This is a genomic window from Pseudacidovorax sp. DMC4 (assembly GCF_056314265.1).
Map to the genome: position 1 here is coordinate 169,483 of NZ_JBQUYR010000005.1, position 13,289 is coordinate 182,771.

Here is a 13,289-nt window from a genome sequence, read left to right on the forward strand (position 1 = left end):
TGGAGTGCCCATGGCGCGTCTGAGCTCGGCGGCCTCAAGAAACCCGCCGGGTAATTCCGTCGACGCACGTGAGCTCGGATCAGCTGCTGACGTTTCGGATCCTGCTTCGCAAGAGGCGGTCGCGCTGGCCCCTCTGTGGAGCCAGTGGAGGGTTCAGAAGGACGCCGCCGCGCGCGACCTATTGATCTGCCACTTCCTTCCTTATGCGCGAATGATGGCGGCCACCCTGTATGGCCGGCGGACGCACAACGATGTGGAGTTCGAGGAATACCTTCAACTCGCTCGTGTGGGCCTCATCGAAGCGGTTGACCGCTTCGATCCATCCCAGGGTGCGCAGTTCAAGACCTTCGCGTCCAAGCGGGTGCAAGGCTCCATCCTCAACGGATTGGTCCGGCTCACCGAGAAGAATCAGCAGATCAGCATTCGCACCCGTCTTCAGCAGGAGCGTCTGGCCTCTCTTAAAGGATGCATCCCTGAGGATTCGATGCACTCGGAAGAGGAACTCGACACCGCCGACATGGCTTCGGCAGGCATTGAGCGCGCGGCCAGCGCTTCGGGCCACCGCGCAGCCGACAAGCTCTTCGAGTATCTGGCTGACGTAGGCATAGGCATCGCGCTAGGGATTCTTCTTGAGGACACCGGCATGGTGGATGCCGCTGCATTTGAACCAAGCCTCGGTTCTTATACCCCGTCCCCGGAGGTGAGTTACTTCCGCAAGACAGAGATCCTCCAACTTGGGGCAGTTCTCAGGGGACTCGTTGATCAGCTTTCAGATCAGCAAAAGCGGGTCATCCGCCAGCACTACATGCAGGAAGTGCCGTTCCAACGGATCGCTGTCGACATGGGAGTCACGCGGGGCCGCGTATCCCAACTTCACCGGCAGGGCTTGCTGCGTCTGCGCGAACTGCTCGAGAAAGATGCCCGGCTCGATCTGTGCCTGTAGGCCTTGACAGCCGCTTTGCAAACCCAACACGCATCGTCATGACCGAAGCTTCTACTGCCAATGTTGACGCATCCATCCAGAGCGATCCTCGTCTCGCTACCGTGCGTCTGCGAATGCAGCGCATGGAAGGCTATCTTCAAGAAGATCCCGACAACAACGAGCTTCTCATCACGAGCTTCGAAACGTCTTTGGCATGCGGTGAGTGGGAAAAGGCCAAGGCGCACCTTCGCCATGCACAGGGACTAGGTGTCGACACACTCGGCTGGCGGCTGCGTGAAGGTGACTTTTGGCTGGCCCAGCAGCGCTATGACGAAGCGCAGGCGGTCCTTGAGGCGCTCATGGCCACGCCCAATCCACCCGATGGCTTTCTTGACGTCCTGACGCATAACCTCGCCTTTGTGGATTTGCGTCGAGGCGCAAGCGGACTCAGCGTTCAGCGACTTGCCCGCGTGTTGGAGTCTCCTGTGCAAAAGGGCGTCATATCCTCATCTGCCAAGGGGGGACCTCCACCTCTTGCCTCGCGGGCGCTTCAACAACTCTGGTTGCGTGCTCTCCATCAGGACGCACAACTCGGCCGGGCGATGGAGTGGGCCTTGGATTTGGACCGCAGTGGATCGCTGGACCCGCAAGTTGCGGGGGTGGGCAGTCTGATTGCCATCGACGCTTCTGAGTTCGGTACAGCGCAACGATGGGCTGATCTGAGTCTTAGAAATGGCGATCCCGCCGAGCATCCGCCCGAAGCGTCGCTCGCATGTGCATCGCTGGCGCTTGCCCGCCAAGACGCGGCAGCGGCCGGCCGGTTTGCCGATGCGGCTTTGAAGCGCCAACCCGGCGATGGTCGGGCTTGGTCCACACGTGGATTTGCTTGGTTGCTTGCTGGCGAACTGGAGCAAGCGTTTCAGGCCTTCAACAAGGCGCTTTCCGTCATGGGCCAGCACGTTGGCACTTGGCATGGCTTGGCATGGACACAAATCTCTCAGGGCGACTTGATTGGCGCAGAGCAAAGCTTTCAGTCGGCGCTTCGGCTGGATCGCAATTTCGCGGAAAGCCACGGGGGGTTGGCAGTGGCGCTTGCCATGCAATCACGCCAACGTGAAGCCAGCGAGCACGCAGAGATCGCGGCGCGCCTGGATCGCACCAATGCGTCCGGGCGCTACGCACAGGCGCTATTGAGTGGGGAAGTGAAAGATCTCAGTGACGTCCAGCGCTTTGCCCGTCGCGTGCTGGGAGGCGTAGCAACGCGGCCGCAGAGTGGGTCGCGAGGATAGTGCTGGATTTCTCAGGAGCTACTCCGAGGCTCCTGATGGCTGTGCTGCCCTTGCCAGTAGTAGTTCCCCCGCTTGGCTCATGGAGGTTGAAAGGGCGGCGTCGGACTCCATTCGATGCATCACCTTGTCGACCATTTGGTCGAACGCAGGACCATCAATGCGGTCACGTCCGAATGTCTGCACCAGCACAGCTTCGAGGAATACGCGAAAGGCCTTGCGGCGACGGTACGGATCGTCAGCGTCCAGTCCCCGAATGCGCAGTGCGACCAGTTGCTGTAGCTGCGGCGCAAGCTCTTGGGTTTCCTCCTGCGCGGATGCTTCGGGCCTGGGGGGGACGCCTTCCGCGCCTGAAGCCTCAGTTGCCCGCAGTTGATCGTGCGCTCGGAACTGCGCGCGAATCATGGCCGCAAGCGGAGTGGTCGGATCAATCATCCGCTGCATGGTAGCAATCAGGCTGTGGCTCACCTTTTTCGATGACCAGTTGCCTGGCAGGCGTGCGGGCGGCGGCTTTGGGCGGTGTTTCCGCTTTCGGCCTCTCCCTTGTGCGGAGTGCAGCAGGCTCATGATGGCTGTTGCACGCTTGCTCACCGGCAGGCTGCCGGTGGCCAAACAATTGGTCTGTGCGCTGCGTTTGGCCGATCAGGTTTTGGGCCAGTTACTTGAGGTCGGCACGTCGCCGTGGTTCACGGAGTGCGGGAGGCCTTGAAGCGCTTCAGGCTGCCATCGGTTGCCTTGGTGGTCGTCGGTCTGGCGGCACCCGTTGTCGTTGCCCCGGCAGGATCGGCGGAACACGGCGAAAACCTGTCAGGCCTTGGGCTGCTGACTCCGTCGTCGTCCGTCCGGGCGACTTTGCCAGGTCGGCAGTGCGGCGGCCGGTTCGGGCCGAGGCTAGCGATGGGATGCATCGACGAGAACGTGGAGCCGCACCCACGGCAGGGCCCAGATCGCCAGGGCGACGGCCACTCCGACCCACAGCAGCACGATCACCACCGCCGCCACCAGGCTGCGCGGCCGCTCGCGGCGCGCGTCCATCCAGGCCTGCGCCTTGTCGCGCGAGTCGGCCAGCACCTGCGGCGGCAGCAGGCGTAGCGTGAGCCAGATCAGGCCGGGCAGCAGGATCACGTCGTCCAGAAAGCCCAGCACGGGGATGAAGTCCGGGATCAGGTCGATGGGGCTGAGCGCATAGGCCACGACGAAGGCGCCCAGGGCCTTGGCGTGCCAGGGCGTTTGCGAGTGGCGGCGGGCGAACCAGAGGGCGAGCACGTCGCGCTTGAGCTGGCGCGCCCAGCGGCGCAGGGCGTCAAGGAAGGACACGGCATCGAGGCAAGGAATGGCGACGGCCGTGACTATAGGCAGCCATGGGCCCGCTGCGGGCAGAGGCTCGCCATCGAGCGCATCAGCTCGCGGCCACCGCCCTCAACCCATTGGCAGCACCGACAGGTCGAACACCCGCTCTACCAGCCACACCAGCGCCAGCATCGCCGCCAGCACCGATCCACCGTGCAGCACCATGGGCACATAGCCGCGCCAGCGCCGAAGGCCCAGCAGCACCAGCATGGCCATGCCCACGACCAGCAATTGCCCCGCCTCCACGCCCAGGTTGAACTGCAGCAGGGCGCTGGCGAAGGCGCGGGTGGGCAGGTCCAGCTCGGCCAGGGCCCCCGCGAAGCCGAATCCATGGATCAGCCCGAAGCCAAAGCTGAAGAAGCGCCGGCGCGTGCCGAGCAGTGGCCGCAGGTTGTCCAGCGCCGCCAGCAGGATGGTGGCGGCGATGGCCGGTTCGACGATGCGCGGCGACAGGCTCACGACCTTGAGCGCCGCCAGTGCGAGCGTGAGCGAATGCGCCAGGGTGAACAGCGTGACCCAGCTCACGATGGGCCAGAGGGCATCGCGCCAGCGGCCCACCGGCGTCCACCCCGCGGCGCTGCGGCGCATCACCGCCGGCAGCAGCAGGCACAGCAGGAAGAGCAGGTGGTCGTAGCCGATCAGGATGTGGTGCAGGCCATCGGCGAAGAAGCCATGTCCGCCCGCGGGTGGCGGCGCCTCGTCGGAGGGCCAGCGCACCTGCACCGGGCCACCGCCCGGGTCGAGCGAGCGAACGCTGGCGCTCGGGGCGGCCGTGTCGCTCGCCGCGCCGAGCCGCAGCAGGCCGCGGTGGGTGGGGTCGACCTCGCGCAACAGCCGGTAGTCGATGGTCAGCAGGTCGGTGTCGGCGCAGTCGCTGTCGAAGCGCAGCGCCAGGTAGGCGCCGTCCACCCGCTCCTCGATGCCCTCGGCCGGGCCCGGCCGCAGGATGCAGCGGCCCTGCTGCAGCTGCAGCCGCGCCCTGGCGTAGGCCATGATGTCCGGCAGGCGTCTGCGCACCTCGCCCCATTGCAGGCGCTGGTCCTGGTCGGCGTCGAGGTCCAGGGCGGCGTCCAGGTCGCGCAGGGCGATGTCCCATCGGATGGCGAGCCGAGGCCCTTCCCGGGTGATCCACAGATACGCGTCGCTGGACTTGTGCGCCAGTGCGGGCAGGGGGCACAGGAGCGCGGACAGCGCCAGGAGTGCCATGAGCAGCAGCGGGCGCATGGCGCGGCGCCAGGGGTCAGAGCAGCGCATCGATCCGGGCATCCCGCAGGCCGATCTCGTCACGCACCCGGCGCGCCTCGGCAAGGGCGGCCGGGTCCCCGGCGGCGTGGGCGGCGCGCGCCAGCAGCAGCAGGTCCGTCGGCTCGCGCTGCTGGCCGATGTTCTGCCGCGCCAGCGCCAGGGCCTGTTTCGCATTGCCCTGCACGTCCAGGGCAAAGAGTGCCTGTTCGCGCGCATGGCCCGCAGCGCCTGCGGATCGGAGGGCCTCCGCCGCAAAACGGTCGGCCAGTTCCTCCGCCGCCTCTCCGGGGCGACCCGACGTGCGCCGCTCGGCGATGGCCAGGCGCAGCAGCACCGGATCGCTGCGCGGCTCTGCACTCAGCAAGGGCGGCACTTCGCTGGCGCGGTCCTGCTGCAGCAGGAAGTCGGCATAGGCCACCCGCAGATAGCCGTCACGGCCGAGCAGCAGCGCTTCCCGGTAGGCGGCTTCGGCCGCGGCGGGCTGGGCGGCCCGTTCCTCGACTTCGGCCAGCGTGGTCCACAGCCATTGCCGCACGCCGGCCAGGCTGTCGGTCTGGAGCGGCGCGTCCTGCAGCAGCGTGCGCAAGGTGGCACGCGCCTCGTCATGCCGGCCGCGCAGCGCTGCGTTCTCGGCCAGGCAGGCGATGCCGTAGACGGCTGGTCCCGCCCGGCCCGTGGCCCGGCAGGCGGCGTCGGATTCGGCAAGCCGGCCCCGCACGCGCAGGAGGGTGGCCTGCGTCAGCCAGGCCTGCGCGTCGGCCGGGCGTCGGGCGAGGGCGGCTTTCAACGACGCCTCGGCGCCGTCGAAGTCGTGGACGAACTGCTGGATGGTGGCCCGCATCACCAGGACTTCCGGCGGTGTCTGGGCTGCCGGCACGGCGTCCCAGGCGCGCAGCGCGGCCAGCGCCTGGCCGGCATAGCGGGCATCGCCCTGTGTCCGCGCCAGGGTGAGGTAGGCCTGGGCGGCCTCGACCGCGGCGGCCGGCTCGCCGGCGCGTTCCTGCAGGCTCGCGCGCAGCCGGCGCTTGGCTTTCGCGGCACCCGGCCCGCCGGGCAGCGTCTCGACGACCTGGTCGTCGGACGCGGGCAGGCGCGGCGCCGCATGGACGGTCGCCAGCGCGCTGCCGGCGACCGCCAGGCCCAGCGCCAGCGGGCGCCAGTGCGCGCCGTGGCGGCGGCGTGGCGGCCCGCCGCTCATGGTGTTGCGATCGGCTCGGTCGTCTCGGACGTGGGCGCCGGATCGAGCGCCGCCACATCCGCGGGCTCGGCGCCATCCTGCTGGGTGCCGACCAGGGCGAGCACGTAGGCCAGGAACTGGTCGTAGGCGCTCGTCTGCGGTGCGGGGTTGGTGGGCGTGGGCGGGTTGCTGCTCCCCGTGCCGGGCGCCGCTGCCGGCACGAAGGCGAAGGAGCTGCCACCCCCACCGCCGCCGCAGCCCGCCAGGGCCGCGGCGGCCAGCAGGGCGCTCGCGAGATGCATGGACAGGCGGCTCATCGCGGCGCCCTCACTGGCGCGCCAGGGTCGCGCCCGGCAGCGGTGTGTTGAGGTACGGGAAGGCATCCGGGAACTGGGCCGGCGACTGCGCGGCGCCATCGGTCAGCGCCGCGCCGCCCGCGGGCGCATCCGACGGCTTGCAGCCCACCTTGAGCGCGTCGTCGGCGCCGGTGGCTACGCACAGGGCGCCCATGGCCACGCGCAGTTCGGCGTCCACCACGTCGTCGCCGGGGCGGCGGCCGTTGGGAAAGCCCGCCTTGTCGCCGCCCAGCACGCCCAGGTTGCTCTGCTGCGCCTTGGGCGTCGCGGCGATGCTGGTGTTGAGTCGCAGCATTTCGGAGGCCTTCACGTTGGTCGGCTTGTTCAGACCTTCGACGCCGGTGAGGAAGGCGGCGACGAGGTCGGTGCGCGGGAAGTTGGTGGGGGCGGGCGCCGAGAACAGCGTCTGCACCAGCGCCGGCAGCGTGGGGTTGGTCACGTAGTTGGCGAACTGGGCGTCGTCCATGGGCTTGGAGCTGTTGAAGCGGTCCTTGTCCTTCAGGCCGATCACCACCTCGTTGACCAGCGGCATGCCCAGGCGCGAGACCTGGGCCCAGGCGCCGCCCTGGATGGCGGTCGTGCCGTGGCCGCTCTTGGGCGGGCTGGCGATCAGCCGGCCCTGCCGCACGCTGGCGGTGGTCCAGCCGCCGACGATGGGCTGGCTCGCCGTCGTCACGCAGGCGATGGGCAGTTCCACCGCCATCGTCGTCACGTTCTTGGCTGCGAGCGCGTCGGCATTGGCATCGGGCGCACCCAGTGGGTTGAGGTTGATCAGGTCGAACACCTGGCCCAGCGCCACACTGAACGGGTCCTTGCGCTGGCCCACGAACACGCGTCCGGGCGCGCTGCAGCCCGGGATGTTGACGGTGTAGATGTGCTGGTTGGCGTAGTTGGCATAGCCCGCGCCGGCACCGAAGGTCTTCTCGCCGATGTTGTCGGTCGGCTTGTCGAACTCGGTGGCGCCGCCGGGCCCGGTCACCGGCTGGACGGTGCCCTTGCGCCGGTCGCCGCGCACCACGCTCAGGGTGTAGGTCTCGCGCAGGTTGCTGGTGGCCTGGTTGGGCCCCGTGATGCCGCCGGCCTGGATCAGCGGGATCGACACCTGTTTGCCACCCACGGGCAGCTGGATGTCGCGCAGCGTGTTCTTGAAGCGGAACTGGAAGGTGAGGTCTTCCACCGCGTCGCCGTTGGTGTCCACGTGGATCTCGTACAGGGCGTTCGGATCCATGCTGAAGTAGTTGGGCCCGCCGTAGGCGCTCTGGTCGGGCTGGTAGTTGGCGATCAGCGTCAGGTAGTCCTGCCGGCCGGCCTCGTAGCTGCGGAACATGTAGAAGTCGGTGGCGTCCAGCTTGGGCATGCCCGCGATCGACGGCGCCTCGCGGTGGCTGGACGCGTGGGCGCCCGCAATCAGCAGCGCGCCGGCGGCAAAGCCGAGCGCCTTGGCAGGGATGGACAGTCTCATCGGCGTGACCTCTGTAGGTGGAGTGATGGGCAGTGGGATTCGACCGATTTCGCATCGGTGGATCGGATACGGCACTGCGCATGCACTGGATGCAGAGGACGTGCGGACCTCGGGTTTGCACCGAGAGGCCGCCTGTGCGGAACACGGACTGCGAAAACGAAAAGGCCGCCAGCGATGGCGGCCTTTCATGCGGCGCGGGAGGGTGGCGGTCAGGCCGCTGGCGGTGTGCGGCTGCGGCCCGGCAGCAGCGGACGCTCTGCCCCCCCCGCCGTGGTGTCGGCCGCCGTGCCGACGGCGCGCTCCTCGATGGCGTCGAGGCGGTAGCCCATGCGGTAGATCGCCGACAGCAGGTAGCCGTTGTGCGGCCGCAGGTCCAGCTTGTGGCGCAGGCGCGAGACATGGGTATCCAGCGAGCGCGAGGTGGTCTCTGCGCCTGGGCCCACCACGGTGCCGCACAGGTGTTCGCGCGACAGCAGGCGGCCCAGGTTGCGGAACAGCAGCAGGGCCAGTTCGAATTCGCGGTTGGTGAGCGGCACCAGGGTGCTGCGCACCGTCAATTGCCGGCGGCGGGGCATGAAGGTGTAGACGCCGAAATGCAATTCGGCCTCGGTCAATTGCGGATAGGTGCGGCGCAGCAGGGCCTGCATGCGGGCGGCCAGTTCGCCGGTGCGCACCGGGCGGCACAGGTGGTCATCCGCGCCGGCGCCCAGGCCTTCGACCATGTCGGCGTCGCTCTCGCCGGTGGTGATGAAGATGATTGGCACCGTGCTGGGCAGGCCGTTGCGGATCATTCGGATCAGCTCGGCCCCGGTCAGGTCGGGCAGGGTCCAGTCGATCACCAGCAGGTCGAAGCTGTGATGGCGCAGGGTGCGCAGGAGGTCCAGCCCGGTGGTGAAGCCGAAACACTCATGGCCTTCCTGGGTGATGGTCCGGTGCAGGAAATCCAGCGACGCCGGCTCGTCGTCCACAACTGCAATACGCATATCGCGCTCTCCTGAAATGGGTCGGTAATTCGATTTGGAGGGGAAGCGACGCCATTAGACAGGACAGAAAAGGTGTACTGTTAAATTTCGCGCCTATTGTTGAGAAGGCAAAAAGACCATTGAAGATGTTTGAATATCGTTGATAAATGAATGTAAATATTTGGGAGGAAAGCGGCAGGACCGCAATAAAAGGAAATCGGGGCATCGGACGGGATCGATGGCCCCCGGGGCGTGGCGATGTCGTTACGGCGTTACGGGCGGCGGCCCCGTAACAAGCGCGGGCGAATGCGCCGCGTGCGGGCGGAGGCGCCCGCGGGCATTGCAGGAAATTCCTTGTCTGACAAAGACTTGGGTTGCAGGGTCCGTCGCGCGGTTGGCGGGTGGCGCGGGCGGCATGCATGTTGCCCCACAGGGTCATCTCCGTCGCACAACGAGGCCCTCCATGACGCTCCAGACTTCGACCTCCGCTTCCTCCGCCCTTTCGGCGTCCTCTGCTGGCGACAAGCCGGTTCTGATGGCCCAGGCTTCTGCCGCGCCTGTCGCTGCTTCCGCGACGGGTGGCGGTGCCGCGACGGCGGGCGTGGGCACCCTGTCCAATGCCACGCCCGGCGTCGCCGTGATCCGCGAGGGCGTGCGCCTGCCCGTCGAGGGCACGCAGGCGCTGCTGCCCGGCGACCGGGTGCTGGTTCCCGATGGCGGACAGGCGGCCGTGAATTTCCCCGGCGCCGGTGCCAACCAGGCGCCACTGGTCGGCACCTTCACCGGCGGCACGGACGCCACCATCTCCGCGACGGCCCTGCCGGGCGGCCTGCAGCAGGTCGATGTGGACCTGGCTGCCGGCGACCTGGCCGTGGCGCCCGCCGGCGATGCCGAAGGCGCGGCGCTGGCGGTGAAGAAGACCCTGGCTGCCACGGGCGGACTGGGCCTGGCCGACTTCGCGCTGGCGGCCCTGGGCGGCGCGGCCCTGGTGGCCGCCGCCGACAGCGGTGGGGATGACGGGAGCGTGCTCCCGTTGCTCGTCCCGCAGCCGGGCGAGGATGGGGACGCAGATGCAGATGCAGATGCAGATGCCGATGCCGATGCCGATGCTGACGCGGATGCGGATGCGGATGCGGATGCGGATGCGGATGCGGATGCCGACGCCGACGCCGACGCAGACGCAGACGCCGATGCCCTGCTCGATCCCACCGACAGCCTCGGCGGCACCGTCGTCGGTGGCGTCTCCGATGCCCTGGGCCTGGGCGACTCGCTCAACCCCGTGGTCAGCGTCGTCGACAGCGTGACCACCGTGCTGGACAACACCCTCTCGCCCCTGGTCGGCTCCGAATTCACCGCCAACGACCCCAACGCCCTCGACCCCGTCGACCAGAGCGTCGACAGCGTCACCGACGGCCTGGGCACCGTGCTCACCCCTGTCGTGGACGACCTCCTGGGCAGCGGCACCACGGGCGCCGTGCTCGGCTCCCTCGACACCCAGGTCGACTACGTCACCGACGCCGTCGTCAACCTGCTGGACAACCTCGTGAGCAGCGACGGCCCCCTGGGCGGCGTGCTCGGCGCCACCGGCCTGGACGGCGTGGTGGACGGCCTGCTCGCCGAGGACGGCGTCGTCGGCAACCTGCTGGGCGGCGTGCTCGGCGACGACGGCCTCGTCGGCGGGCTACTGACCGAGAACGGCCTGGTGGGCGGGCTGCTGGCCGAGGATGGCCTGGTCGGCGGCCTGGTGGCCGACAACGGCCTGCTCGGTGGCGTGGTCGGCAACGGCGGCATCGTCGACGGGCTGACCGACACGCTGCTGGGCGAGGACGGTCTGATCGGCGGCTTGGTGGGGGGCACGCTCGGCGGCCCGCTGGATGCCGTGCTGGGCGACCAGGGGCTGCTGGGTGGCGTGCTGGGCGACGACGGCCTGGTCGGCGGTCTGCTGACCGAGGACGGCCTGGTGGGCGGACTGGTCGGCGAGAACGGCGTCGTGGGCGGCCTGCTGGGAGGCGAGCTCCTCGGCGGCGATCTGCTCGGCGGCGTTCTCGGTGAAGACGGCCTGCTCGGTGGCCTCACTGGTGGTGACCTGCTGGGCGGCGATCTGCTCGGCGGCGTTCTCGGTGAAGACGGCCTGCTCGGTGGCCTCACTGGTGGTGACTTGCTGGGCGGCGATCTGCTCGGTGGCGTGCTGGGTGACGATGGCCTGCTGGGAGGCCTCCTTGGCGGCCTGACCGGCGGGGGCGACGGTGGCACGGGCAACCAGCTGCTGGACCCCGCGGTGGGCGTGGTCTCCGACACCGTCGCCAGCCTGGACAGCCTGCCCCTGGTGGGCGAGCTGGGCCTGTCGGACACGCTGGCACCGGTCACGGGTCTGGTGGACAACGTCGGCGGCACGGTCAGCGGTGCGCTGTCGCCGCTGCTGGGCGACAGCTTCACGGCCAACGACCCGAACGTGCTGGACCCCGTGGATGACGTAGTGGGCACGGCCACCGGCGCGGTGGACGGCCTGGTCTCGCCGCTGACCGAAGGGCTGCTGGGCTCGAACATCGTGCACGACGTCTTCTCCGGCGTGACGCAGCAGGTGGACTACGTGACCGACGGCGTGGCGAACATCACCGACGGTGCACTCGGCGGCGACCTGCTGGGCGGCGTGCTGGGCGAGGACGGCCTGCTGGGCGGCCTGGCCGGTGGCGATTTGTTGGGTGGTGATCTGCTCGGTGGCGTGTTGGGCGAGGACGGCCTGCTGGGTGGTCTCACCGGCGGTGACCTGCTGGGGGGTGAGCTGCTCGGTGGCGTCGTGGGCAACGACGGCCTGCTCGGCGACCTGACCGGCGGGGGCGACGGTGGCACGGGCAACCAGCTGCTGGACCCCGCGGTGGGCGTGGTCTCCGACACCGTCGCCAGCCTGGACAGCCTGCCCCTGGTGGGCGAGCTGGGCCTGTCGGACACGCTGGCACCGGTCACGGGTCTGGTGGACAACGTCGGCGGCACGGTCAGCGGTGCGCTGTCGCCGCTGCTGGGCGACAGCTTCACGGCCAACGACCCGAACGTGCTGGACCCCGTGGATGACGTCGTGGGCACGGCCACCGGTGCGGTGGACGGCCTGGTCTCGCCGCTGAGCGAAGGGCTGCTGGGCTCGAACATCGTGCACGACGTCCTCTCCGGCGTGACACAGCAGGTGGACTACGTGACCGACGGCGTGGCGAACATCACCGACGGTGCGTTGGGCGGCGACCTGCTGGGCGGCGTGCTCGGCAGCGACGGCCTGCTGGGTGGCGTCACTGGGGGTGACCTGCTGGGAGGTGACTTGCTCGGCGGCGTGCTGGGCCAGGACGGTCTGCTGGGTGGTCTCACCGGCGGTGACCTGCTCGGCGGCATCGCTGGCGACACCGGCATCGTGGGCGGTCTGCTCGACACCGTGGCCGGCGACGGCGGCCTGCTGGGCAGCGTGACCGGCGGCGAACTCCTGGGGGGCGATCTGGTGGGGAGTGTGCTGGGTGACGATGGCCTGCTGGGCGGTGTGCTGGGCGCCGCCGACGGTGCCAGCGGTGCCGGCGACCTGTTGAACGCCGTGCTGGGCGACAACGGCGTGCTCGGCGGTGCGCTGGGCAGCGTCACGGGCGGCGACGGCGCCGCCGGCGGCCTGCTGGACGGCATCACCGGCAGCAGCGGCGTGGTCGGCGGTCTGCTCGACACGGTGGCGGGCGACCACGGCGTGGTCAGCGGCGTGCTCGACACCGTCGCCGGCAGCAATGGCCTGCTGGGCAATGTCCTGGGTGGCAGCGGCGGCAGTGGCGGCCTGGTGGGCGGCCTGCTCGGCGGCCTCGGCAGCGTCACCGAGCCGGTCTCCAGCGGCACCGGTGGCAGCACCACCAGCCCGGCCAGCCCGGTCGGCGGCCTGCTGCACAACCTGCTGGGCTGATGAGTCCGGCGCCCTCGTCGTCCCCTGTCGAGTGGCCGGCCCGCCGTGCGGGCCGGTCGTTGACCAAAGGTCCCTCCATGATGAAGTCACTCCAACGCCTCAGCCTTGCGCTGTCGGTCTCCGTGCTGCTGGCCGCCTGCGGCACGGCGCCCAAGGACGGCAGCGAAGACACCACCTACTACTACGCCAATCCCAAGGGCCGCAGCGCCGTGGCCCCGGTGCAGGCGCCGCCCCCGCCACCGGCCCTGTCGGGGCCGGCGGGCGTGGCCCGCATCGTGTACTTCGACTTCGACAAGTACGAGGTGAAGCCCGAGTACCGCTCCATCGTCGAGGCCCATGCGCGCTACATGCGCGAGCGCCCGCAGGCCCGCGTGGTGCTCGAAGGCCACACCGATGCCCGCGGCGGCCGCTCGTACAACGTGGCCCTCGGCCAGCGCCGCGCCGAGGCGGTGCGCCAGGCCATGCAGCTGGGTGGCGTGCCCAACGAGCGCATGGAGGCCATCAGCTGGGGCATGGAAAAGCCCGCCTCGCTGGAGAAGACCGAGGCCGGCTACCAGCTGAACCGCCGCGTCGAGTTCGTCTACCGCTGACCGGCGCCGCACGATGG

11 protein-coding genes are annotated in these 13,289 nt (G+C 69.1%); 4 read left to right on the forward strand and 7 right to left on the reverse strand.

Annotated features, from left to right (window positions below; genetic code table 11):
- The first annotated feature begins 10 nt into the window (after positions 1-10).
- Together ACT54X_RS11445 and ACT54X_RS11450 are read left to right on the forward strand one after the other, a co-directional pair.
- Positions 11-943 (forward strand): sigma-70 family RNA polymerase sigma factor, encoded by a 933-nt coding sequence (locus ACT54X_RS11445; protein ID WP_476346595.1) that lies wholly within the window; start codon positions 11-13, stop codon positions 941-943.
- A gap of 38 nt (positions 944-981) precedes the next feature.
- Positions 982-2,211 (forward strand): tetratricopeptide repeat protein, encoded by a 1,230-nt coding sequence (locus tag ACT54X_RS11450; RefSeq protein WP_476346597.1) that lies wholly within the window; start codon positions 982-984, stop codon positions 2,209-2,211.
- Between the two features lie 18 nt (positions 2,212-2,229).
- On the opposite strand, the gene ACT54X_RS11455 is transcribed toward ACT54X_RS11450, so the two are convergent.
- The 7 genes from ACT54X_RS11455 to ACT54X_RS11485 form a co-directional block, all read right to left on the reverse strand.
- The gene (locus ACT54X_RS11455; RefSeq protein WP_476346599.1) at positions 2,230-2,775 is read right to left on the reverse strand and encodes a hypothetical protein; all 546 of its coding nucleotides are present in this window, start codon (positions 2,773-2,775) and stop codon (positions 2,230-2,232) included.
- A 324-nt stretch (positions 2,776-3,099) separates the two neighbouring features.
- Positions 3,100-3,525 (reverse strand): YkvA family protein, encoded by a 426-nt coding sequence (locus tag ACT54X_RS11460; RefSeq protein WP_476346601.1) that lies wholly within the window; start codon positions 3,523-3,525, stop codon positions 3,100-3,102.
- A 102-nt stretch (positions 3,526-3,627) separates the two neighbouring features.
- Positions 3,628-4,782 (reverse strand): HupE/UreJ family protein, encoded by a 1,155-nt coding sequence (locus tag ACT54X_RS11465; protein WP_476346602.1) that lies wholly within the window; start codon positions 4,780-4,782, stop codon positions 3,628-3,630.
- Between the two features lie 16 nt (positions 4,783-4,798).
- Positions 4,799-6,001, reverse strand: a complete 1,203-nt coding sequence (locus ACT54X_RS11470; protein WP_476346604.1) for a hypothetical protein — start codon at positions 5,999-6,001, stop codon at positions 4,799-4,801.
- Positions 5,998-6,297 (reverse strand): hypothetical protein, encoded by a 300-nt coding sequence (locus ACT54X_RS11475; protein WP_476346606.1) that lies wholly within the window; start codon positions 6,295-6,297, stop codon positions 5,998-6,000. Before ACT54X_RS11475 ends, ACT54X_RS11470 begins: the two co-directional genes overlap by 4 nt.
- Before the next feature lie 10 nt (positions 6,298-6,307).
- A complete protein-coding gene (locus ACT54X_RS11480; RefSeq protein WP_476346608.1) occupies positions 6,308-7,798 on the reverse strand; it encodes a DUF4331 domain-containing protein in 1,491 nt (496 codons plus the stop codon).
- 209 nt (positions 7,799-8,007) lie between these two features.
- The gene (locus ACT54X_RS11485; protein WP_354321998.1) at positions 8,008-8,781 is read right to left on the reverse strand and encodes a response regulator transcription factor; all 774 of its coding nucleotides are present in this window, start codon (positions 8,779-8,781) and stop codon (positions 8,008-8,010) included.
- A 442-nt stretch (positions 8,782-9,223) separates the two neighbouring features.
- On the opposite strand from ACT54X_RS11485, the gene ACT54X_RS11490 reads away from it, so the two are divergent.
- Both ACT54X_RS11490 and pal read left to right on the forward strand, forming a co-directional pair.
- Positions 9,224-12,682, forward strand: coding sequence for a beta strand repeat-containing protein (locus ACT54X_RS11490; RefSeq protein WP_476346609.1), 3,459 nt, complete (start codon positions 9,224-9,226; stop codon positions 12,680-12,682).
- Positions 12,683-12,759: 77 nt separating this feature from the next.
- On the forward strand, positions 12,760-13,272 hold the full coding sequence (gene pal / locus ACT54X_RS11495; protein ID WP_294370760.1) for a peptidoglycan-associated lipoprotein Pal: 513 nt from the start codon (positions 12,760-12,762) through the stop codon (positions 13,270-13,272).
- The last annotated feature ends 17 nt before the right edge of the window (positions 13,273-13,289 follow it).